The sequence below is a fragment of the Pseudomonas sp. GW822-FHT01E03 genome (assembly GCF_058802985.1).
This window is the reverse complement of sequence record NZ_JBXAOQ010000015.1, coordinates 32,633-52,569: the sequence shown is the minus strand read 5'-3', so window position 1 is coordinate 52,569 and position 19,937 is coordinate 32,633. Positions and strand designations below refer to the sequence as shown.

General features: G+C 60.1%; 15 protein-coding genes and 1 pseudogene. 6 read left to right on the top strand and 10 right to left on the bottom strand.

The genetic code is table 11. From position 1 onward, the window contains the following. The first annotated feature begins 58 nt into the window (after window positions 1–58). The 6 genes and pseudogenes from AC1RP7_RS24800 to AC1RP7_RS24775 form a co-directional block, all read left to right on the top strand. The gene (locus AC1RP7_RS24800; protein ID WP_492625305.1) at window positions 59–1,246 is read left to right on the top strand and encodes a pyridoxal phosphate-dependent aminotransferase; all 1,188 of its coding nucleotides are present in this window, start codon (window positions 59–61) and stop codon (window positions 1,244–1,246) included. Between the two features lie 263 nt (window positions 1,247–1,509). Next, complete coding sequence (locus tag AC1RP7_RS24795; RefSeq protein WP_493180975.1) at window positions 1,510–2,514, top strand: hypothetical protein; 1,005 nt, start codon at window positions 1,510–1,512, stop codon at window positions 2,512–2,514. 23 nt (window positions 2,515–2,537) lie between these two features. After that, the gene (locus tag AC1RP7_RS24790; RefSeq protein ID WP_493180974.1) at window positions 2,538–3,500 is read left to right on the top strand and encodes a hypothetical protein; all 963 of its coding nucleotides are present in this window, start codon (window positions 2,538–2,540) and stop codon (window positions 3,498–3,500) included. 274 nt (window positions 3,501–3,774) lie between these two features. After that, window positions 3,775–5,892: an autotransporter outer membrane beta-barrel domain-containing protein gene (locus AC1RP7_RS24785; protein ID WP_493184001.1), complete on the top strand. Its 2,118-nt coding sequence runs from the start codon at window positions 3,775–3,777 to the stop codon at window positions 5,890–5,892. A 349-nt stretch (window positions 5,893–6,241) separates the two neighbouring features. Continuing rightward, a complete protein-coding gene (locus AC1RP7_RS24780; protein ID WP_090455434.1) occupies window positions 6,242–6,457 on the top strand; it encodes a hypothetical protein in 216 nt (71 codons plus the stop codon). A 181-nt stretch (window positions 6,458–6,638) separates the two neighbouring features. Beyond that, a pseudogene (locus AC1RP7_RS24775) lies at window positions 6,639–7,407 on the top strand (pyridoxal phosphate-dependent aminotransferase); the annotation flags it as partial. Window positions 7,408–7,586: 179 nt separating this feature from the next. On the opposite strand, the gene AC1RP7_RS24770 reads toward AC1RP7_RS24775, so the two are convergent. The 10 genes from AC1RP7_RS24770 to AC1RP7_RS24725 form a co-directional block, all read right to left on the bottom strand. Then, the gene (locus tag AC1RP7_RS24770) at window positions 7,587–8,564 is read right to left on the bottom strand and encodes a 2-hydroxyacid dehydrogenase (protein WP_493180972.1); all 978 of its coding nucleotides are present in this window, start codon (window positions 8,562–8,564) and stop codon (window positions 7,587–7,589) included. Between the two features lie 21 nt (window positions 8,565–8,585). Continuing rightward, entirely contained in the window at window positions 8,586–9,878 is a 1,293-nt protein-coding gene (locus AC1RP7_RS24765) for an MFS transporter (RefSeq protein ID WP_493180971.1), read from the bottom strand. Between the two features lie 103 nt (window positions 9,879–9,981). Beyond that, window positions 9,982–10,968, bottom strand: coding sequence for a sugar kinase (locus tag AC1RP7_RS24760; RefSeq protein ID WP_493180970.1), 987 nt, complete (start codon window positions 10,966–10,968; stop codon window positions 9,982–9,984). Further along, window positions 10,961–11,743, bottom strand: coding sequence for a sugar phosphate isomerase/epimerase family protein (locus AC1RP7_RS24755; protein WP_223502654.1), 783 nt, complete (start codon window positions 11,741–11,743; stop codon window positions 10,961–10,963). The genes AC1RP7_RS24760 and AC1RP7_RS24755 overlap by 8 nt, the downstream gene beginning before the upstream one ends. A gap of 172 nt (window positions 11,744–11,915) precedes the next feature. Then, window positions 11,916–12,941, bottom strand: a complete 1,026-nt coding sequence (locus AC1RP7_RS24750; RefSeq protein WP_493180969.1) for a LacI family DNA-binding transcriptional regulator — start codon at window positions 12,939–12,941, stop codon at window positions 11,916–11,918. Window positions 12,942–13,073: 132 nt separating this feature from the next. Continuing rightward, window positions 13,074–13,682 carry a LysE family translocator gene (locus AC1RP7_RS24745; RefSeq protein WP_493180968.1) on the bottom strand — a complete coding sequence of 203 codons (609 nt, stop codon included), beginning with the start codon at window positions 13,680–13,682 and terminating at the stop codon, window positions 13,074–13,076. 52 nt (window positions 13,683–13,734) lie between these two features. Next, entirely contained in the window at window positions 13,735–14,574 is an 840-nt protein-coding gene (locus AC1RP7_RS24740) for an AraC family transcriptional regulator (protein WP_493180967.1), read from the bottom strand. 76 nt (window positions 14,575–14,650) lie between these two features. Continuing rightward, window positions 14,651–15,292 (bottom strand): DUF1345 domain-containing protein, encoded by a 642-nt coding sequence (locus AC1RP7_RS24735; RefSeq protein ID WP_493180966.1) that lies wholly within the window; start codon window positions 15,290–15,292, stop codon window positions 14,651–14,653. A gap of 182 nt (window positions 15,293–15,474) precedes the next feature. After that, the gene (locus AC1RP7_RS24730) at window positions 15,475–18,573 is read right to left on the bottom strand and encodes a multidrug efflux RND transporter permease subunit (protein WP_218498137.1); all 3,099 of its coding nucleotides are present in this window, start codon (window positions 18,571–18,573) and stop codon (window positions 15,475–15,477) included. Window positions 18,574–18,588: 15 nt separating this feature from the next. Continuing rightward, window positions 18,589–19,746: an efflux RND transporter periplasmic adaptor subunit gene (locus tag AC1RP7_RS24725; RefSeq protein WP_057714692.1), complete on the bottom strand. Its 1,158-nt coding sequence runs from the start codon at window positions 19,744–19,746 to the stop codon at window positions 18,589–18,591. Between the last annotated feature and the right edge of the window lie 191 nt (window positions 19,747–19,937).

Here is a 19,937-nt window from a genome sequence, read left to right as displayed (position 1 = left end):
CGTGTTGCGCGATTTGAGATAGGGTTGTGGCCAGGAACACGCGCGACAGGAGAACGCCATGCGCTACTCAGCCTTGACCCAACGAATCGCCGGTGACGGAGCGGCAGCCTGGCGGATTCACGATCGAGCGCTGGCGCTGCGCGAGCAGGGCGTGGATGTCTTGCTGCTGTCGATCGGCGACCCGGATTTCGACACCCCGCAACCCATCGTCCAGGCCGCGATTGGCAGTTTGCTGGCCGGCGACACGCACTACCCGGCGGTGCGCGGCAGCCAAGGCCTGCGCGACAGCATCGCCCGCCATCATCGCCGGCGCAGCGGCCAGGCCGTGGATGCGCAGCACGTGATCGTATTCCCCGGGGCGCAATGCGCGGTGTATTCGGTTGCGCAATGCCTGCTCGACCCAGGGGACGAAGTGCTCGTCGCCGAGCCGATGTACGTGACCTACGAAGGCGTGTTCGGAGCCTGCGGGGCGAAAGTGGTGCCGGTGCCGGTGCGCTCGCAGAACGGCTTTCGGGTCGATCCGGCCGATGTCGCGGCACTGATCACGCCGAACACCCGCGCGATGTTGCTCAACAGCCCGAACAACCCCTCCGGCGCCAGCCTGTCGCTGACGGCCTGGAAAGCGCTGGCCGCATTGTGCATTCGCCATGACCTGTGGTTGATCAGCGACGAGGTGTACAGCGAGTTGCTGTTCGAGGGCGAGCACATCAGCCCCGCGAGTTTGCCGGGCATGGCCGAACGCACGGCGACGATCAACAGCCTGTCGAAATCCCACGCCATGAGTGGCTGGCGGGTGGGTTGGGTGATCGGGCCGCAATCGCTGTGTGAACATTTGGTGAATCTGTCGTTGTGCATGCTGTTTGGCATTCCGGATTTCATCCAGAACGCCGCGCAATTGGCGCTGGATGAAAACCTGCCGCACGTGGCGCAGATGCGAGAGGAATATCGCCAGCGTCGCGACCTGGTGTGCGCCAGTTTGAATCTGTGCCCTGGCATCCAGGCGATTCGCCCCGATGGCGGCATGTTCGTGATGGTCGACGTGCGCCAGACTGGGTTGTCCGCCCAGCATTTTGCCGAACGGCTGCTGGACGGTTATGGCGTGTCGGTGCTGGCCGGCGAAGCCTTCGGGCCGAGTGCGGCGGGGCATATTCGCATCGGTCTGGTGGTGGATCGGCCGAAGCTGGCGGACGCCTGCCGACGTATCGTGATGTGTGCGACGAATATGCTTGAAGGGCGGCGGGCCTGAGGTTTGTAGCCTTGGGTTGAGCGCTGAACGTCCAATCCAGTCTCATTTTAACCTGTTCAAACCGTGTAAAAAAAGTGCGGGTACCTGTCAACTTTGACAGTATCGCGTTCTAAAAAACCGGCGCTTAATTCGTCCAGGTCTTGCGACCGGGCAGAACGACAGGGTGCTTGGTAGTGGTTGAGCCGTGCGTTGGACTGCCAGAACAGTTTTGCCGGTCATGAACCTGTTCATGGCTGAACTGAAACGGATTTGGAGAGGCAAGCATGGCAAGTTCATTTGAAAGACTGACGGCTGAGCAGGTGCGGGACAATTATCGTGAGCAATTCTTTGTCGCTGAGTTAGTGGCCCCTACGATCGTGGACGCCATGGCCGGGGACCCTGACGGTTTGATTCACAAGGACAAGCTTGGCGCAGGGTTGAACCTCACCATTCCGTTGTGGAGTGAGCGGCCTCTTGTTCCGCGACAGGTCAACGTGTTGACGCTGGAGTGCCAGCTTTCAAGTTCACCCGAATGGGTGCGTATTGGCGCTCCAGAAGATATTCCCGGGCCTGACGTTCTGCCTGATGACCGCTTTCCTCTGGAAAGGACGATCCCTTTAGACATTTTCAAAGACTATGAGGGCAAGTTTCAATTTCGTTATCGTGTAAAAAACTGGAATGACAACTCTGAAAGGGAATCGCCAGAGGTCCCGGTGACCATCGACAGGACCGGGCCGCTGTGGGTGGACCCCGAGCATGCGGTGATCGATATCGTCGAGAAGCCCGTGATCACCGATGCCGTTTTAGCGCGCGATAACGGGGTTTCTTGCGTGATTCCCGATTTTATCGAGGCTAAAAGGGCCGATGTCTGGGTGCTTGTCGCCTGGCTAGATAGAGTGCCTTTGCCCACTGAAGACATTACCCAGTTTGTCGTGCATAACGGTCTTCTGGCTACAGACCGCAAAGTGTTGGTGTCGCCTGATGTTGTTCGAAGATATGGCTCGAAAACCCAATACGCCGTGGCCTTCTTGGTGGACAAGGCTGGTAACCGTGGCGAAATGTCGTTGCCGGCGACGGTGCAGGTTGCCCTGGGTACGCTGCCCAGTGCCTTGCAGCGCTGCACAGTTCCTCTGGCCGCTGACGGCGTGATCGATCGGGCCGATGCGGCTTTTCCAACCAAGGTTCATATCCCGTCGTATGCAGGGTTTACCAACGAGGATGGCATCGTGGTGAGATGGGGGGCGAAGGATCTGGCGCGGACTTCTGTTGGCGCTCATCTGCCCCACTAACGATCACCGTGCCCTGGCCTCATATGGCTGGCGAGTACGACTTCACTTCGACCACCCATGTGAAAACAGTCCAAGTGGACTACAAGGTACAGAGGGGCGACTACCCCTTTGATTCGCCTGGCGCCATTGACGTCGATACGGACTTCGCTCGCCCCGAGCCGGGTGGCCCGGGCGTGGACCCTGGTCCGATTAATCCGGATCTTAATCTGATCGAGTTCGAGAGCTCTCTGGGCAGCGGCACCGAATTGGTTGAGGGCGATATAGGCGAGGATGCCAAGGCGTCTATCGAATTGTTCGATAACCCTGAAGTCGGTGACACCCTGACGCTTTATTACAATGGCGCTGCCGTCTTGCCCGCTTACGTTGTAAAGGGAACCGAGGCGCCAAACGAGGTCATCCCATTTGTCATACCGTGGGACGTCATCAAAGCCACCCCAGTGATGCAAGACTTGCCGCTGCATTACACCCTGACGCATGCCGACTTCGCCAATCCACAGAAGTCGCTTCCAACCACCATCGATGTGATGGTCGAGATCGTCGATCTGCCTGAGCCGGAGTTCCCGGCGTCCGACTTTCCGGGTGGTATAGCCAACTGCAACAGCTTGAGGCTCAAGGCTGCGGGAAGTACGGAATATGGGATTTTCGTACATATCCCCCAATCAACCTATCTGACAGCAGGCGTAGACGTCGCACTGGAATGGCGGTCCTACGAATACGACGGCACTACGCCCATTGCCGGTACCGACCACAAGGAAACGGTGACCGTGACTGTCGATCAGCAAGCGAACGGTCTGGACTGGTTTGTTCCCTATGAGAAATGTTTGAAGCCTACCTATAGACCCACCATCAGTGGTGGGAGGGGCATTGTGAAGTACACCATCGAGGTTCGCGGCACGCCCGTGTCGTCGGATCCGGCCGGCATTCTCGTTGCCGTATTCGAAGCCAGCGGCACGGATAACGACCACTGCAAGATCCCTAGACCTTGAAGTCATTCAACGGCAGGTAGCAGGAGGAGGGCTTCTTCTCGCTGCCTGTCGTTGAATTTGTTGAAGCGCAGGATAAATCCTACAGACGCATCCGGTTGGGTTGAGTAATTTTGCCGCCCCATACGTAGGGCAAAACCTTCAGCCCTGACGAACTCCAGTTCAACGACTTCTGCGGTGCTAAATGAACGATCAACGAATTTTTGCCTTACATCCTCTTTCGGCCTCGCTGAAGTGGATGACAATTCTGCCCTTGTTGCTTGTCAGCACGCACTCGTTGGCAAGAACCATTATTGATGGGCAACCGCGGGATATAGACGGCAGCGTTGCCACCGATCAATACCTGTTGCGCAATCAGGCGAGCCTGACCGCCAACGGTGCGACGACCAACGATATCCGGGCTGAATCAAATTCCTCCTTGACCCTCAACGGTTCGGCGGTGACCTCAGCCGTCAGCACCATCGGCGTCGAGTTGGTCGATAGCCGCGCAACGATCAACGGCAGTACCGTTACCGGAAGCAGGGCCGGCCTGTCATTGGGTTCGCGGGCCTCCGCGCCTGTGGGTTCCAGGGCCTCGGTGACGGACAGCGTCATCACGGGGGGCATGACCGGCGTGGAGGTGGGCAGTCTCGGTGATTTGACCCTGACACGCGCCGTGGTCACGGGCAGCAATGCCGTGGGAACGGGGCTTCAGCTGTCCACTGGCACCGCCTCGGCAACGGCCAGCACGATCCGCGGCGGTGCTGAGGGGGTACTATTCTTGCCCGGTAGCACTGCCGGAATGCCCAGCCGCCTGGTACTGGACAGCACCCTGGTGCAGGGGCAAACCGGCTCGGCGATTGTCATCGACGACTTCGGCCTGGCGCCCATCCTGGCCACGATCGAAGTGAACAACGGCTCCACCCTGGTGGGTGGCAACGGCACAATCCTGGAGATCAATGGCACATCGACGGCGAACATGACGGTCGATAACAGCCACCTGGTGGGTGACGTCGTGGCGAGCTCTGGCGCGACGGCCAATATCACTTTGCAAAATCAATCGACCCTGACCGGCCGCCTCGACAATGTCCGCCAACTGACCGTCAACAGCGACGCCCGGTGGGTGATGGTCGGTGACGGCAACGTCGCCAACCTGGCCCTCAATGGCGGTGGCGTCCAGTTCGGCAACCCGGGGCAGTATTTCAATCTCTCCGTGGAAACCCTGTCGGGTACGGGGGGAACGTTCTATATGCACAACGATTTCACCACCGGGCAGGTGGATACCCTGATCGTGTCTGGCAATGCCAGTGGCAACCATCTTGTCGCCCTCGACAGCCAGGGCACTGAACCGGTAGGGGCAGGTTCCAAGGCCGTGGTGAGTATCGGCTCGGGTGACGCCACCTTCGCCTTGGCCGGTGGTGCCGTGGACCTCGGGGCGTTTTCCTACGACCTGATCAAGCAAGGCGACAACGACTGGGTCCTGGACACGGCCACACGGGCTATCAGCCCTGGTACACAGTCGGTCATGGCGTTGTTCAACGCGGCCCCGACGGTCTGGTACGGTGAACTCAGCACGTTGCGCACCCGCATGGGCGAGGTGCGCATGGATCAGGGCAAGGCCGGTGGCTGGATCCGTGCCTACGGCAATAAATATAACGTGAGTGACAGCGCCGGCGTGGCCTACAAGCAAACCCAGCAAGGTATTTCGATCGGTGCCGATGCGCCGCTGCCTATGGGCGACGGGCAATGGCTGGTCGGTGTGCTGGGCGGTTACAGCCAGTCCAGCCTGGACATGAGCCGTGGCACGAGCGGTGAAGTCGACAGCTACTACCTGGGCGCCTATACCACCTGGCTGGACACGCAGAGTGGCTATTACTTCGACGGTGTCGTCAAATACAACCGGTTCCAGAACGAATCCGACGTTCGACTCAGCGACGGCAAGAAAACCAAGGGCAATTACGACACTGACGGCATCGGTGCGTCGCTGGAGTTTGGGCGAAACATCAAGCTAGCGGATGACTACTTTGTCGAGCCCTACGCTCAACTGTCCGGTGTGATGATCGATGGCGCCGATTACGACCTGGACAACGGCCTGGCCGCCAAAGGTGATCGTGTTCATTCCTTGCTGGGTAAAGTCGGTACCACGGTGGGTCGCAATTTTACCTGGGCGCAAGGTAAAACGGTCCAGCCGTACCTGCGTGCCGCGTACGTACACGAGTTTGCCAAGAACAGCGATGTCGAGGTCAATGACAACCGTTTCAGTACCGACCTGTCGGGCTCTCGTGGCGAGTTGGGCGCGGGCGTGGCCATGGAGGTGACTGACAAGGTTTCCATGCATTTGGACCTTGATTACAGCAATAGCGACAAGATCGAACAATCGTGGGGAGCCAATATGGGAGCGCGCTATAAATGGTGACCATGCGCCGGTAGTGTGGCGTGCCAAGAACTAATCCACTGGCTGGCTAATGTCTGAGTGACAGTAACCAGCCTGCGATGCGAGGTTGAGTTTTCATTGAACGGTCGGACCTCGGCGGCTAGTTTTTTCCTGTGTCTGGTACTTGGCGAAGCACAACACCAGCGAGCTATGGAGGCCTATACCTCCTGAAAGGATCAGACCGTGCGGTTTACTAGCAAACCACGCGCAATGAAAAGAAAGGTACTGAATAGGCGCTCTTGTAAAACACGGCCGCTGGGGCGTCCCCATTCTGTTGGCTACTCAAGCAAGCGCTGCTGCTATGTTTGAATTTTTCGAAGGAGTCGAAATTATGGCGAAAGACTATTCATTATTGGAAGTTCTTGAAAGAATTTACCACAACCAGTTGGCCTTAGAGGCGGCTTTGATGGAGCTGACAGTCTGGGTAGAGCAGCGGGGCTCAGCTGAGATCGGAGGGAATGTTCGAGGAGCATTGGAGGCGATTGGTGATAACGCGGGCCATATAAAACAGGGATTGGTTCGACTGAAGAATCTCAACATCGACTGAAAAAAACGCCCATTGAACGATCCTACCTTCCTTAGGCAAATGGCCTCAGGTTGATTGCCGCAGCCTAGATACCAGGGTGTATTTGCACTTTGAGAGTCTGCCTGGTCGATGCAAGAGGTGGGTAAATCATTCAGTGGGCGTTTCGTAGTTTGGTGTTTTCCGTGGACGACAATCGGGTTGCCTTGCCTTCCCGAGGGTGCAGTGCGCGCTGTAAATGCTGGTGCAAGCCCTGCTCGATCTGGGTGATGAAGTGATCGGCACTTGCGGAGCGAAAGTGGTGCCGGTGGCGGAACGTCTGGAGAACAGCTTTCAGGTTGCCTCGGTGGACGTGGTGGCACTGGTTACCCCCCAGATCAGTGCCATTTTGCTCAAAAGTCCGAACAATGCTTTCGGCGCCAATTTTCCGCTGAAGGTCTGGCTGGGACTGGCGTCGCTGTGAATTCGTCATGACCTGTGGCTAATCAGCGACGACGTCTACAGCGACTTGCTATATGAGGTCCAGCAGCCCGGCGAGTTTGCCGGGAATGGCCGAGCGTATGGTGACGATCAATAACCTTTCGAAATCCCACACCATGAGCGGTTGGCGAGTGGGATGGGTGATCGGACCGAAACTTTTATCCGAGCATCTGGTGAATGTCGTTTTCATGCTGTTCGGTATTCCGGATTTCACTCAGAACGATGCGTAGATGGACCTGGATGAAAATCTGCCGGAAGTGCCGTTGATGCGCGAAGAGTATCGCCAGCGCCGTGATCTGGCGTGTGCGAGCTTGAACCATTATCCGGGTATCCGGGCGATTCAGCCAGTTGGTGGTATGTTCGTGATGGCCGATGTGCTTCAGATCGGGTTGTCTGCCCAGCACTTCGCGGAGCATTTGCTAGTAGGTTATTGCTTGTCGGTACTGGTCGGTGAAGCGTTTGGGGCGAGCGCGATGGCGCATATTCGTTCGGGTTGGTGGTGGATTAGCGGGAACTCGAGGAATAGCTGATGGCGCGGTGGGCCTGACGGATTTGCATTGCCTTTTCTGGCCTCATCGCGAGCAGTCTCGTTCCCACATTTGATCTGCGGCGCTCACAGATCTCCTGTGGGAGCGAACCTGCTCGCGAGGGTTACTTACAGGCAACAAATCTCTCAGGCTTTCCACACCTGTATGTTCACCAGATTCTCCGGCCGCTCACCCGCCAGCGCCGCCAACAGGTTGTCCACGGCACAGCGGGCCATGGCCTCCCGTGTTTCATGAGTCGCCGAGCCCATGTGCGGCGTCGCCACCACGTTGTTCAATTGCAATAACGGCGAATCAAGGTTCAACGGTTCGCGCTCAAACACATCCAGCCCCGCCGCGCGAATCTGCCCACTGCGCAACGCCTCGACCAACGCCGCTTCATGCACGACTTTTCCTCGAGAAATGTTGATGAAGATGCTTTCCGGGCGCATCAGTGCAAATTCCCCGGCACCGATCAACCCTTCGGTTTCGGCCGTCAGCGGCAAGGTCAGGCAAATGAAATCCGCTTGCTGCAACAGTTCGGGCAGGCTGCGGTATTGCGCGTTGAACCGTTGTTCGACCGCCGGTTTCGGCGAGTTACTGTGATAGATCACCGGCATGCCGAAGCCGAAATGCCCGCGCTGGGCCAGGGCCTCGCCGATGCGGCCCATGCCAATGATGCCCAGGGTCTTGCCGTGTACGTCACTGCCGAAATGTGCGGGGCCGATGTTGCGGGTCCACTGGCCGTCGCGAACCATGTTCGCCAGTTCCACCACGCGCCGCGCAGTGGCCAGGATCAGTGCGAAACCGGTGTCGGCGGTGGTTTCGGTGAGCACGTCCGGCGTGTTGCTGAGCAGGATGCGCCGCTCGGTAAGGTAATCGATGTCGTAGTTGTCGACGCCCACCGAAACGCTGGCGATGGCTTCAAGGTTGGGCGCCAGGTCCAGCAGTTCGGCATCGAGTTTCAGGCTGGCACCGAGCAGCCCGTGGGCACGGGGCAGGGCGTCGCGCAGTTTGCCGAGACCTTCGGCATCGAGGCTGTCGATCAGCGTCACATCGGTGTGCTCGTGCAGGCGAGCCATGAGCAGCGGCGAGAGTTTCTTGTACAGGACGACCTGCTTTTTCATCTTCGTGATCTCAACTTCAATTCAGGAATGAGCCGTGAGGGGGCGCGCTACCGTGGGCCGCTCCCGCTCGCTGGCGCCGGGCTTGAGGAACACCGTGAGCACCACCGAAAGCATCAGCGCACCGCTCATCAACAGATAGGATGCGCCGGGCGAACCGGTGGAGCTGTTCAGGTAACCGACCAGATAAGAGCCGCCAAACGAACCGAGCGCGCCCATGCTGTTGATCAGCGCCATGGCACCGCCCGCGACGTTGGCCGGTAGGATTTCCGGGATGATCGCGAAGAACGGACCGTACGGCGCATACATGCACGCACCGGCAATCACCAGCAGGGTGTACGACCACCAGAAGTGTTCGGCGCCCAGCGCGTAGGAACCGTAGAAAGCAATCGAGGCAATCAGCAGCGGCGGCCAGACGAAGCGTTTGCGCTTTTGCAGTTTGTCCGAACCCCAGGACACCAGCAGCATGCCGATCACCGCCGCCAGATAAGGCAGCGCCGACAGCCAGCCGGCCTCGACCATGTCCATCTGCGCGCCGGCCTTGAGGATCGACGGCAGCCACAATACGAAACCGTAGACACCAATGCTCCAGCAGAAAAACTGCAGCGCGAGGATGATCACTTTGGGTGAGCGAAACGCTTCGGCGTAGTTTTTCACCGCTTTGATGCCGACCTGTTCGGCCGCCAGTGCGCTTTCCAGATCCTGTTTTTCCTGATCGTTGAGCCACTTGGCCTGGGACGGACGATCATCAGCCAGACGCCACCAGATGAAGGCCCAGAGCACTGCCGGCAAACCTTCGACAATGAACATCCAGCGCCAGCTGTAATGCTGCACCAGATACCCCGAGACCACCGACATCCACAGCATGGTCACCGGGTTGCCGAGGATCAGGAAGGTGTTGGCCCGTGAGCGTTCGGCACGGGTGAACCAGTGGCACAGGTAGATCAGCATCGCCGGCATCACCGCGGCTTCAACCACGCCCAGCATGAAACGGATGACGATCAGCCAGTAGGCGTTGGAGACGATCCCGGTCAACGTCGCCAGGCTGCCCCAGAGGATCAGGCTGACGAAAATCAGTTTCTTCACGCTGTGTTTCTGGGCGTAGATCGCCCCTGGCACCTGGAAGAAAAAGTAACCGAGGAAGAACAGCGCGCCGAGCATCGACGACAGGCCCGGCGTGATCATCAGGTCGGCGGCCATCCCGGAGGCGGCGGCAAAACCGTAGTTGGCGCGATCGAGGTACGCCAGGCTGTAGGTGATGAACACGATGGGCATGATGTACCACCAGCGGCGGGTGGCGAGCGTTGCGGTTTTCATGGGTGATGCTCCTGAGCTTGTTGTTTTTGTCGCAGCAGGTAACGGTTTGTTCTTCAGTGCCTGTATTGGCCTCATCGCGAGCAGGCTCGCTCCCACAGGGGAATTACATTGGAATACGATCCGGTGTGGGAGCGAGCCTGCTCGCGATGGCGGCCTCAAATTCGCTGACCATTTCGGATCGGGTCGGCAACCCCTCCATATCCCCCCGACTCTGCACCGCACGGCTGCCAATCCAGTTGGCCCGCCGCACGGCGTCGGCAAAGCTGTGGTTTTCCAGAAGTGCGCTGATCATGCCGACGGCAAATCCATCGCCGGCACCCACGGTGTCGACCACCGTTTGCACCGGCACACCAGCGACGAAACCTTGATCAAGATGCGTGCGGTAATAAGCACCGTGGGGGCCGAGCTTGATTGCCACGGCTTCGGCGCCCTGGTCGAGATAGAACGCGGCGATGTCGGCCGGGTCTTCGAAGCCGGTGAGCAGGCGACCTTCGCTCAGCCCTGGCAACACCCAATGAGCGAGGGCGGCGAGGCGGTTGATCTCGGTGATCATCAGTCGCTCGCTGGCCCACAGGCTTGGGCGCAGGTTGGGGTCGAACGACACGCTGCGCCCGGCATCGCGCATGCGGGTCATCAATTCGAAGGACATCTGCCGCGCCGTTTCCGACAACGCCGCAGGAATGCCGGTGGCGTGCAGATGCCGGGCCTTGAGCAAGTCGGGCACGATCGAATGTGACGACAAGTGACTGGCCGCCGAGCCACGGCGAAAGTACTCGACGACAGGATCGCTGCCATCGTCGGTGCGCGACTTGAGTTGGAAACCGGTGGGGTGCGCGGGGTCGATGTCGACGTGGCGGCAATCCAGGCCTTCCTTTTCCAGGCTGTCGATCACGAATCGGCCCAGGGAATCGGCGCCGACGCGGCTCAGCCATGCCACGTTGAAACCCAGGCGCGACAGGCCAATGGCAACGTTGCTGTCGGCACCGGCAATGCGTTTGTGGAACGCGCTGACGCTGGCCAGGTCGCCGGTCTGCTCGGCAACGAACATCGCCATGGTTTCGCCGAACGAGAGGATATCGATCTCAGACATGAGCATTCTCCAGCGACGATTGGCCGAGGTGGGCGAGGGCGGCGACATGCTCGGTTGTCAGCTGCACCAGGTCTTCGCCTTGCAGCGGATATTCCGCGGCTCGCATAACGCCTTGGTCCATGTGCCGCAGCAGGTGTTCCCACTGTTGCAAGTCGCTGGCGGCGGGTGGGATGGCAACCAGTTTGCCGTCGGCACGTCGCGTCACCGCTTTACAGTGCACATAACCGACGTGCCGACCGAGCAACCGCGCGGCGCTGGCGGGGGACTGATCCTGCCACTGCCAGTTGCCGATATCGAAGGTCATTTTGATCGGCAGGTTGTGTTGCTCGACTTCATTGAAGAAACGCTGGAACGGTTCGATGCGGCCACCGTGCAGGGTCTGGTCGTTCTCCACCAGCAATTGCACCGCACTTTCGCCGAGCATGCGGGCGAGGCGTTGCAGGTCGCTGTTGTCGGTGAAGTAACCCAACGATACTTTCAGCCATTTGGCGCCGAACATTTGGGCGCGTTGCAGTGCTGTCAGCAATTCGGGATTGGGTCTGGATTGACCGGCCAGCCACAGTTCCATCGGTGATGAGTACACGCTTTCCAGGCCCTCGGCCTGAGTCGCGTCGGCCAGGTGCTCGGGGTTCTCAAAGGTCAGCAGCTCTTCGCGCCATTCGATGCGCGTGGCACCGGCGGCGGCCAGTACTGCGATGAAACTGCCCTGGCCGCGCTGGCGCACCAGATCGGCGCCGTAGCTGGAGAGGCTGATGGAAACGGCTGGTTTATTCATTGTTTTTCTACCTCTGAAACCGGTTTCATTTTTGTTCAAAAAAATATTAGTGAGTGACGTGTTGTTCTTTCGGGCCTCATCGCGGGCAAGCCCGCTCCCACAGTGTTTTGTGTCGTACATCAATGTTGTGATTCCTGTGGGAGCGAGCTTGCTCGCGATGGGGCCAGTCCAGTCATCTGAAAGCGCCAAGGGTCGACCCCCGCACAACCAGCTGCGGCGAAAAATCCAGCGTCCGCAACGCCCCGTCATCCCCCCGCAACCGCTTGAGCAAACACTCGAACGCACTCGCGCCAATCTCGGTGGTCGGCTGGGCCAAAGCGGTGATGCCACTGCCCACCAACGGGTACCAATCCAGATCGTCGAGGGCTATCAGCCCCACGTCTTCAAACAAATTGCACTTGAGCTCACGCAAGGCATGGGTGCTGGCCAGCGCCGCGATCCCGTTCGCGCAAAACAGCGCTTTCGGACCGGGGCCTGGAGTGGCGAGGAAATTTTTCAGGTGCGCGGCCAGTTCGCTGCCGGTCTCGATCATCGTGCCGCGCAGGGCCGGGCGTTGGGCGATCTGTGTCTTGAAACTGCTGACCCGCTCGATCCGCGAACTGGTGCCGTCAAACGGCTCTGTCACCAACAGCACGTCGCGATAGCCGCGTTCTTCAAGGTGGGCAAGGGCCATCTCGACAGCCGCCGGGTTATCCAGGCCGACCATGTCGCTCTCAAGATGCTCGACCTTGCGGTCCACCAGCACCAGAGGCATTTCCCGGTGCAGTTCATGCAACTCGTCACGGTGATGGCCGAGGGTGTTCACGATCAGGCCTTCGATGTTGTACGAGCGCAGCAGGGCCAGGTGCTGGCGTTCCTGCTCGTCGTCGCGATCGGTGTTGCACACCACCAGGCTGTAGCCGTGTTGACGGCAGGCGGTTTCCACCCCGTGCATCACGGCAATCGAATATGGGTTACGGATATCGGCCACCAGCATGCCGATCAGGCGGGTGCGCCCGCGTTTCAGGCCACGGGCCATCTGGTTCGGGCGATAACCCAGTTCGGCAATGGACTGTTCGATGCGCTGGGCAATGGCATCGGAGAGCAGGGCGCGGTCTTCGCCGATGAACCGCGAAACGCTGGCCTTGGAGACCTTGGCGTGTTCGGCCACGTCGAGCATGGTCACGCGGCTGCGCTGGGCGGCGGAGAAATCGTTCACGGTCTGAAACCTTCTTATTGGATTTATAAGGTAGAGCGCATGGCGCTGAAACCGGTTTCAGAAGACACCAGAAATGAAGCCGTCGTCAAGTGTTCGATGAATCACAGTCCGACAAAAAACGACCAATGGAACTCAGGCGAGCACGCTCAACCACGCCGAACCCAGCAACAACAGGCCCATGCAGCGGTTGAAGCGCTGCATCGCACGAGGTGAACGCAGCCAGCGACTGGAGCCGGCGCCGAGCACTGCCCAAGCACCAAGACACGGCAGCGAGACCAGGAAAAACGCCAACGACAAATACATCACATGCACAAACCGGTCTTCACCCACCCCGGCAAACACGCTGACCACCGCCAGCGCCATCATCCAGGTTTTCGGGTTGATCCATTGCAGGCTCGCCGCGCCCAGCAAGCCGAGGCGCTTCTCGGCATTTTCGGCGGCAATGGCGACAGCCGGGGCGCGGAAGATTTGCCAGGCCAGATAACTCAGCCATGCCACGCCGGCCCACTGCATCAGCGTTTGCAGCGCAGGCCATTGGATCAGCGAAGTCCCGGCACCGGTGCCCACCAACAACACCAATATCGCAGCACTGGCACAGGCGCCAAGAATGATCGGAACTGCAGCCATCAAGCCGAATCGGGCACTGTTGCTCAGCACCAGAATATTGGTCGGGCCGGGGGTGATCGAGGCCACAAAGGCGAACAGCAGAAAGGGCAGAAACGTCGGAAAAGAGGACAGCATCGCAGGCAAACTCCGGTGAAGATCATTGAAGTCGATCTTCACAAGCCGGCGCTTATCTGTCTGGAAGATTTGAGCAACGCTTGCGGTACAGCGCTGGTGTAAGACCGTAGGCGCGCACGAACCAGCGACCCAGGTGACTCTGATCGGCAAAGCCCAATGTCATGGCCACGGTTGCAGGTTGCTCACCACGGGCCAGCAATCGACGCGCGGTGACCAGGCGCAACTGCACCAGATACGCGTGAGGTGCGATGCCGTAGGCGGCCTTGAACGCACGGGTCAGGCGAAAGCGGTCGACACCGGTGACGGCGGCCAGTTGGTCGAGGCCGATGTCGTATTGTGCGTTGGCGTGCAGATAGTCCCGGGCCTTTTGCGCAACCAGGGGCAGGCGCGGATCTTCGCCATAGCGAGTGCGCCAGTGCAGATGGCTGGTGAGGCGTTCGAGCAAGCCATCGAGCGCGGTCTGGCGAACGATCTTCATTTCACCACCGTGCAGCGTTTCAAACGCAAGGCTGGTGGCGTGGGTCAGGCGCGAATCGCTGGCCAGGGTGTTGGCGAAACTCAACTCGTTGTTGTCCGGCGCGTTGTCAAACACCGCGCCTAACTCACGCTGCAACCACTGTGGGTCGAGGTACAGCATGCGATAGGTAAAACCATCCGCGGTCGGCGCCTCACCGTCGTGGATGTCGCCCGGTTCTAGCAAAAACACCTTCCCCGGCGTGCTTTGGTGTCTGGCTCGTCGACAATTGAATTGCTGCACCCCTTGCTCGGTGACACCCACCAGATAGCTGTCATGCCAGTGCGGGTCGTAGGCATGGCCCTCGAAATGCGCACGCAGGGTCTCGATGCCGGTATCGGCGTCCTGGGCCAGATCGAGCCAGTTGTGAGAAGTCATGCTGCACCTGCACGGCAGATTTACCGACCCATTTAACGCCGCGCCGAGGGTGGTGACTAGAACGTTTGTGCAGCGTTCAGTTGAACAGCCCGGCGGCAATATTAATCGAAAACCCGAGAATGGCCGTGTTGAACAGGAAACCTATCAACGACTGCGCCAGCACGATCTTGCGCAAGTCACGAGTGGCCACGCCGACATCCGAGGTCTGCACCGCCACGCCGACGGTGAACGAGAAGTACAGGAAGTCCCAATAGTTGGGCGTTGTCAGGCCTTCAGCAAAACGCAACGCCGGCTCCTTGCCTTCCCAGGTGTAGAACAGCCTCGCGTAATGCACGCTGAAAATCACCCCGATCAGCAGCCATGAACCGATCACCGTCAGCGCGGTGAAGCCGTAGTGCAGCAGTTTGCGGGTGGTTTCCAGGTCTTTGCCGCCGGCCAGTTCGAGGGTGATGGCTGCCAGGCTGGCAATTGCCGCAACGCACACCACGAACAGCACCAGCCCGGCGTTCTCGTCCTCGATTTCGGCAATGCGTTTCACATCAGTCGCTTTCGAACGCACGACGAGCCAGGACATCAGGATCAGGTAAGTCCAGACCCCGGCATTCCAGCCGATGAGGATTTTGCCGATGACCGAATCGGCCGGAACCAGGATACCCGCCGCGATACCGAGCGTCGTGGCGGCGGACAGGCGAGGGTGGGTGTGGCTGAGGTAGGGCATGAGCGCTCGATGGGTCGGAGTATTGCAAACACCTTAGCCCAGGTAAGCACAATCTTGAAATCACCGGGATCCCCTGTGGGAGCGAGCTTGCTCGCGATAGCGGTGTAACAGTCAACATGGATGTTGAATGTGACGGCCTCATCGCGAGCAAGCTCGCTCCCACAGGTAATCGGTGGTGTTGGTTAGATGTTTTTATGGCGCTTGCGCACCAGCTTCATCACCACCACAAAAAACACCGGCACGAACACCACGGCCAGCGTCGCGGTGATCATCCCGCCGATCACCCCGGTGCCGATGGCCTGCTGGCTCGCTGAACTGGCGCCGGTGGCGATCGCCAGAGGCACTACGCCAAGGATGAACGCCAGGGAGGTCATGACAATCGGCCGCAACCGCAGGCGTGCCGCTTGCAGGGTCGCGTCGATGAGGTCGTGGCCGTCGTCGTACAGGCTTTTGGCGAACTCGATGATCAGGATCGCGTTCTTCGCCGACAGGCCGATGATGGTGATCAGCCCGACCTTGAAGAACACGTCGTTGGGCATCCCGCGCAAGGTCACGGCCAGCACCGCGCCGAGTACGCCCAGCGGCACCACCAGCAGCACCGAGGTGGGGATGGACCAGCTCTCGTACAACGCCGCCAGGCACAGGAACACGATCAACAGCGACAGCCCCAGCAGGATCGGCGCCTGGCTGCCGGACAACCGTTCCTGCAACGACAACCCGGTCCATTCCTGGCCCAGGCCCGCCGGGCCTTGCGCCACCAGCCGCTCGATCTCGGCCATGGCCTCGCCGGTGCTGTGCCCCGGGGTCGGTTCACCGGAAATACTGATCGCCGGGTAGCCGTTGTAGCGGGTCAACTGCGCTGGGCCCTGAGTCCACCTGGCCTGTACGAAGGCTGACAAAGGCACCATTTTTTCGTGGGTGTTGCGCACGTGAATCTTCAGCAGGTCTTCCACCTGACTGCGCTGGTCGCCCTCGGCCTGCACCACGACGCGCTGCATCCGCCCCTGATTGGGGAAGTCGTTGATGTAGGCTGAGCCCACGGCCGTGGACAGCACATTGCCGACGTCGGCAAATGACACCCCCAGTGCGTTGGCCTGCTTGCGGTCGACGACCAGTTGCACCTGCGGTGCCTCGGCCAGGGCACTTTCGCGCACGTTCATCAGGATCGGGCTTTTTTCGGCTGCCGCGAGTAACTCGGTGCGCGCTTGCATCAACTTCTCATGGCCGAGACCCCCGCGATCCTGCAGGCGGAACTCGAATCCGCTGGACGTACCCAGGCCATCCACGGGCGGCGGCAGTACGGCAAACGTCACCGCGTCCTTGATCTGGCTGAGGGCGACGTTGGCCCGGTCGGCAATCGAAGCCGCCGAGTCGTCGCTGCCTCGCTCGGACCAGTCTTTGAGCGTGCTGAACGCCAGCGCCGCATTCTGCCCGCTGCCAGAGAAGCTGAATCCGAGAATCACCACGCTGTCCCGAATGCCCGGTTCCCCGGCGTTGTGCGCTTCAACCTGCTCGGCCACCTGCACCGTGCGATTCTTGCTCGCACCCGGTGGCAACTGGATGTCGGTGATGGTGTAACCCTGGTCTTCCACCGGCAGGAACGAGGAGGGCAAGCGACTGAAGGCCAAGCCCAGGCCGATCAGCAGCACGCCGTAGATCAGCAGGTAGCGCCCGGTACGTTTCAACGCATAGGCGACCCAGCCCTGATAGCGCTCCGTCAGTTGTTCGAAGCGACGGTTGAACCAGCCGAAGAACCCGGTCTTTTCGTGGTGCTCGCCTTTGGCAATCGGCTTGAGCAGTGTCGCGCACAGGGCCGGGGTCAAGGTCAGGGCGAGGAAGGCCGAGAACAGGATCGAGGTGGCCATCGACAGCGAGAACTGCTGGTAAATCACCCCGACCGAACCCTGCATGAACGCCATCGGAATGAACACAGCGACCAGCACCAGAGTGATGCCGATGATGGCCCCGGTGATCTGCTGCATGGCCTTGCGCGTGGCTTCCTTGGGCGACAAGCCCTCGGTGGCCATGATGCGCTCGACGTTTTCCACCACCACGATGGCGTCGTCCACCAGAATGCCGATGGCCAGCACCATGCCGAACATGGTCAGCACGTTGATCGAAAACCCCAGCGCCAGCATTGTCGCAAAGGTGCCCATCAGCGCCACCGGCACCACCAGCGTCGGAATCAGCGTGTAGCGGATGTTCTGCAGGAACAGGAACATTACCGCGAACACCAGCAGCATCGCCTCGAAGAGGGTATAGACCACTTTGGTGATCGAGACCTTGACGAAGGGTGAGGTGTCGTACGGTATCGAGTACTCGACGTTCGCCGGGAAATAGCGCTTGAGTTCGTCCATCTTCGCCCGCACCAGGGTTGCGGTGTTCAGGGCGTTGGCGCCGGGCGACAGTTGCACGGCGACGGCGGTGGACGGTTTGCCGTTCAGGCGCGTGGAAAACTGGTATTCCTGGCTACCGATCTCGACCCGCGCCACATCGCTGATGCGCACGGTCGAGCCGTCCGGGTTGGCCTTGAGGACGATGTCGGCAAACTCTTCGGGGGTCGACAACTGGCCCTTGACCAGAATGGTCGCGGTGATTTCCTGGGTGGTGCGGGTTGGCAGGTCACCGATGCTGCCGGCCGACACCTGGGCGTTTTGCGCGACGATGGCGGTGTTGACGTCCGCCGGCGTCAGGTTGAAGGCGAGCAGCTTCTGCGGGTCGATCCAGATCCGCATCGCCCGTTCGGCGCCGTACAGTTGCGCCTTGCCGACGCCGTCCAGACGCTTGACCTCGTTCATCACGTTGCGCGCCAGGTAATCGCTGAGCGCCACGTCGTCGAGCTTGCCGTCGCTGGAGGTCAGGGTGATCAGCAGCAGGAAGCCGGAGGAGACTTTCTCCACCTGCAAACCTTGCTGGATGACCGCTTGTGGCAGGCGAGACTCCACGGCTTTCAGGCGGTTCTGCACATCCACCTGAGCCAGTTCCGGGTTAGTGCCCGGCTGGAAGGTGGCCTTGATGGTGGCGCTGCCCAGGCTGCTCTGGGATTCGAAATACAACAGGTGATCGGTGCCGTTGAGCTCTTCCTCGATCAGGCTGACCACGCTCTCGTCCACGGTTTGCGCCGAAGCGCCGGGGTACACGGCGTAGATTTCGATTTGTGGCGGTGCAACATCGGGGTATTGCGCCACCGGTAATTGCGGAATGGCCAGCGCACCGGCCAGCAGGATGAACAGGGCAACCACCCAGGCGAACACCGGGCGGTCGATAAAGAACTGCGGCATAAAAAAGCGTCCTGCTTACTGACCAGTCGCCTGGGCAAGTGGAAGAGGGGTGTCGTCGATCTGCACTTTCTCGCCGGGGCGGGCGTGCTGCAGCCCTTCGATGACGATGCGGTCGCCTGCCTTCAGGCCGCCGGTGACGATCCAGCGATCGTTCTGCACGGCACCCAGTTCGACCGGTCGCTGCCCGACCCGCTGTTCGGCGTCGAGCAGCAGCACCTGGGCGATGCCGGCGCTGTCGCGCTGGATGGCCCGTTGCGGCACGCTGATGCCCTGCTGGTTGATCGCTTGTTCCAGGCGTACGCGCACGAAACTGCCGGGCAGCAAGTCGAGGTCGGGGTTGGGGAACTCGCTGCGCAGGATGATCTGGCCGGTGCCCGGGTCGACGGTGATATCGCTGAACAGCATTTTGCCCGGCAGCGGGTAGAGGCTGCCGTCATCCTGAATCAACGTGGCCTTGGCCTGGTCCTGGCCGACCTGCTGCAACTGACCTGAGCGGAAGGCGCGGCGCAGTTCGTTGAGTTCGCGGGTGGACTGGGTCAGGTCGGCATGAATCGGGTTCAGTTGCTGAATCAGCGCCAGGGGCGTGGTTTCGTTTTGTCCGACCAGTGCGCCTTCGGTGACCAGTGCGCGACCGATACGCCCGGAAATCGGCGCGGTGACCGTGGCGTAACCGAGGTTCAACCGGGCGCGTTCCACCGCCGCCTTGTTGCCGGCGACGTCGGCAGCGGTCTGCCTGGCGTTGGCCCGGGCGTTGTCGTAGTCCTGGCCGCTGATGGCCTTGTCGTCGATCAACCGGGCGTAGCGCTGTTCCTGCAATCTGGCCTGGAACGCGTTGGCTTCAGCCTTGCGCAACGCGGCTTCGGCGCTGTCCAGGTCAGCCTTGAACGGCGCCGGGTCGATGCGGAACAACACTTCGCCCTGTTTCACGTCACTGCCTTCACGGAAGGTGCGCTGCAAGACTACGCCAGCCACCCGGGCACGCACTTCGGCCATGCGCGGTGCGGCAATCCGCCCGCTCAGTTCACTGCTGATGGTCAGTGGCCGCGCTTCGATGGTCTCGATGCGAACTGTGGCCAGCGGCGCCTGTTCCTCGGCATTCGAGGACTTGTCACACGCGCCCAGTGTCAACGCCAGTGCAATCAGGCTGAGCCTGGCAAGCAGATTCTTCGACATGTAATACCCCAATAAAGACCCCCAGCATCCTACTGGGCGAAGGCGAGGGTAGCGGTGAAGCTTTGTTGGTGCTGTGTGAAATTGTGTAAGGGTTTTACTCAGGTGTGCGTGAGGGCGTATATCCTGCAGTCCTTGATTTCTATTGCGCCAGATAGATTGCCATCGCGAGCAAGCTCGCTCCCACCGGAATT